We start from the raw sequence: 3,221 nt of genomic DNA, 5'->3' as shown, positions 1-3,221 counted from the left end.
GCTTCAAAGACCACGGCGCGAGCAAGGCCTCTGTGATGACCACGACACATCCGGCCTTTGCGCAGGCGCGCAAGGCGCTCTCGGATGAATGGCCGAACGCAGCGGCCTTTACCGGCGGCGGCGGGTCGATCCCGATTGCGGGGCACTTCAAGGAAATCCTCGACATGGACACGATGCTGATCGGTTTTGGCAAAGACGATGACGGGCTGCATTCCCCCAACGAGAAATTCGATCTTTCGTCCTTTCACAAAGGCATCCGCAGCTGGGCACGGATCCTGCACGCAATGACAAGCTAACAAAGGTGGGGGCATGATCCGTTTGACATGCCCCCGCATTCGCCCATGATGGCACCATGAGCAACACTTCACGCCCCCCGTATATGAGCACATCCCCCTACCATCCGGCTTCTGACCGTTATGACAAAATGGTCTACCGCCGCTGTGGCAATTCGGGTGTGCAACTTCCCGCCATCAGCCTTGGCCTGTGGCACAACTTCGGCGAGGACACGCCGCACGCCACCAAGCGCGCCATGTGCCAGACGGCGTTTGATCTGGGGATCACGCATTTTGATCTGGCCAATAACTACGGCCCACCCGCAGGATCGGCAGAAGAGGCCTTTGGCGACATCCTCAAGACCGACTTCAACGGCCACCGCGACGAACTGATCATTTCAAGCAAAGCAGGCTACGACATGTGGCCCGGCCCTTACGGCGAATGGGGGTCGCGCAAATACCTGATCGCCTCCTGCGACCAGTCACTTAAACGGATGGGGCTGGATTATGTCGATATCTTTTATTCGCACCGTTTCGATCCCGACACCCCGCTGGAAGAGACTATGGGCGCGCTTGATCATATCGTGCGCTCAGGCCGCGCGCTCTATGCTGGCATCTCGAGCTACAATTCCCAACGCACCCGCGAGGCGGTGGCCATCCTCAAAGAGCTTGGCACCCCCTGCCTGATCCATCAGCCGTCCTACAACCTGCTGAACCGCTGGGTGGAACATGACGGGCTCTTGGATACACTGGATGATCTGGGCGTTGGCTCCATCGCCTTCACACCGTTGGCGCAAGGCATCCTGACGTCAAAATATCTGGGCGGCATTCCCGAAGGCAGCCGTGCGACACAAGGCAAATCGCTGCTTGACGGCATGATCAATGAAAACTCACTGGCAAGTGTGCGCGCGCTGAACGACATGGCACAAGCACGGGGGCAAACCCTTGCGCAAATGGCCCTCGCATGGGTCCTGCGCGGCGGTCGCGTGACCACGGCCCTGATCGGTGCGTCACGGCCCGAACAGATCATTGATTGCGCAGGTGCCATCGACAACCTCGACTTTACCGAAGCCGAGCTGAAACAGATCGACGAGATCAGTTCCGAGGAAGCGATCAACCTCTGGGCCCGCTCGTCGGAACTGGAATAAGCGCGCGTCAAAAAGAAGGTGGGCCATGACCCACCTTTTGAGCAGCAACTTGGGAAAATGGCGCGGTTGACGGGGCTCGAACCCGCGACCCCCGGCGTGACAGGCCGGTACTCTAACCAACTGAGCTACAACCGCGCGTAGGGGGCGGAATAGTCGCGGATGCGCGGGGCGTCAACGCCAAATCTTCATCGCCGCGCGGTTTTTCCCAAATGGCCCGACAGAATTTACAACTTGTTCAGAATTGACCGCGCACGGTGCGTTAATTTGCCCGGATCGACGCATCTGTATGCACAGGTTGTGTACGCATTGTGTACTGCTTCTGCACGGGGCTTTCGCCAAGAAAACATAGGGGAAACGCAACCAAACATCATCCTGCGCCAAAGGCGATGCATGACGACCTGATCTGGTAGGGGAAAGGCAGTGGCGCGGTTGACGGGGCTCGAACCCGCGACCCCCGGCGTGACAGGCCGGTACTCTAACCAACTGAGCTACAACCGCGCATCTGCTTGTCCAGCAAGCGCTGAACGTGCGCTGCTTCTAAGTGCGCAAACCCGCCCCGTCAAGCGCCCTTAACGCTCAGGCAGCGGAATAAATTCCGCGTCATCACCGGGGGGCAATTGAAAGCGGCCATTCTGCCAATCTCCCTTGCGCCAGGCCTCTTTGGCCTCCTCAATGCGTTCCTTGCTCGACGCCACAAAATTCCACCAGATATAACGGTCGCCTTCCATGGTCGCCCCACCCAGCAACATCACACGGGCCCCCCAAGGCCCCGCTTTCATGCTGATCCGGTCACCGGGACGGAAGGTGACCATCTTGCCCTGATCAAACACCTGCCCTGCGATTTCTACTTCACCTTCAAGCACATAGGCCCCACGGTCTTCGTGGTTGTCCGGCAGCGGCATGGCCGCAAAAGGTTCCAGCACCGCGTCGAGGTAGAACATTTCAGACGGCGTCTCGACCGGCGCGCGTTCACCGTAAGCCTCGCCCATAATCAGGCGCACCTGCTTGCCCTCGCCTTCCATGAAGGGCAATTCCGCCTTGGGCGCATGGATAAAACCCGCTTCGCGATCCTCGGCCCCTTTGGGCAGCGCGATCCATGACTGGATGCCAAACATCCGCTGCGGTTTCATCCGCTGGATTCCATCAATGCGTTCCGAATGGGTGATCCCGTGACCCGCCACCATCAGGTTCACATCGCCCGCTTCGATCCATTGATCCGTCCCCAGACTATCACGGTGATGAATGGTCCCGCTATGCAGATAGGTGACGGTGGCCAGACCGATATGGGGATGCGGGCGCACATCAATGCCCTCGCCCGTCAGAAACTCGGCAGGGCCCATTTGATCGAAGAAAATAAAGGGTCCAACCATCTGCCGGCGGGGTGCGGGCAAAGCGCGGCGCACTTCAAACCCACCCAGATCACGAGCACGCGAAACGATGACAGTGTCGATCGCATCAATCGCGTCACCGGTCGGGTTATGTGTATTCAAACTCGGGTTCCAGCTCATTTCTGTGCTCCATTCATTCTGTGCAAATGTACACTGTGCGAAAAATTATTAAACACCACAAACCAAATAACATGTGTGCATATGCGCGCACATCTAAGTAGTCTTAGCTGTCTACGACAAAGGCTGAGGCCGAACAGCGTGAAGGACGGCCAGACGTCAGCCCGTGTTCCGACCATTCTTACATGGTGCAGGAAGCAATCCTTTACAGAAATAAAAATTCGTTTCACAGCTCTTGGCTGACAGGGCCGATGAAAGAAAGGGCCGTTGTTATACGCGGTACAATTACACCCGCG

General features: G+C 57.8%; 3 protein-coding genes and 2 tRNA genes. 2 read left to right on the top strand and 3 right to left on the bottom strand.

All coding sequences use genetic code 11. The features are described from left to right. Positions 1–296, top strand: a 296-nt coding sequence (locus VGP75_RS18545; protein WP_327545067.1) for a M20/M25/M40 family metallo-hydrolase, incomplete at its 5' end; no start/stop codon positions are given. Positions 297–352: 56 nt separating this feature from the next. After that, entirely contained in the window at positions 353–1,420 is a 1,068-nt protein-coding gene (gene mgrA, locus VGP75_RS18540) for an L-glyceraldehyde 3-phosphate reductase (protein WP_327545066.1), read from the top strand. 58 nt (positions 1,421–1,478) lie between these two features. Here the strand turns inward: mgrA and VGP75_RS18535 are convergent. The 3 genes from VGP75_RS18535 to VGP75_RS18525 all read right to left on the bottom strand — a co-directional run bounded on the left by VGP75_RS18535 (position 1,479) and on the right by VGP75_RS18525 (position 2,928). After that, positions 1,479–1,555: transfer RNA gene (locus VGP75_RS18535), tRNA-Asp, on the bottom strand. 286 nt (positions 1,556–1,841) lie between these two features. Beyond that, a tRNA-Asp gene (locus VGP75_RS18530) sits at positions 1,842–1,918 on the bottom strand. Positions 1,919–1,989: 71 nt separating this feature from the next. After that, positions 1,990–2,928: a pirin family protein gene (locus tag VGP75_RS18525; RefSeq protein WP_327545065.1), complete on the bottom strand. Its 939-nt coding sequence runs from the start codon at positions 2,926–2,928 to the stop codon at positions 1,990–1,992. Positions 2,929–3,221: the final 293 nt, after the last annotated feature.

The sequence above is a fragment of the Yoonia sp. genome, assembly GCF_036007805.1.
Taxonomy (GTDB): domain Bacteria; phylum Pseudomonadota; class Alphaproteobacteria; order Rhodobacterales; family Rhodobacteraceae; genus Yoonia.
This window is presented reverse-complemented; position numbering and strand designations above follow the sequence as displayed.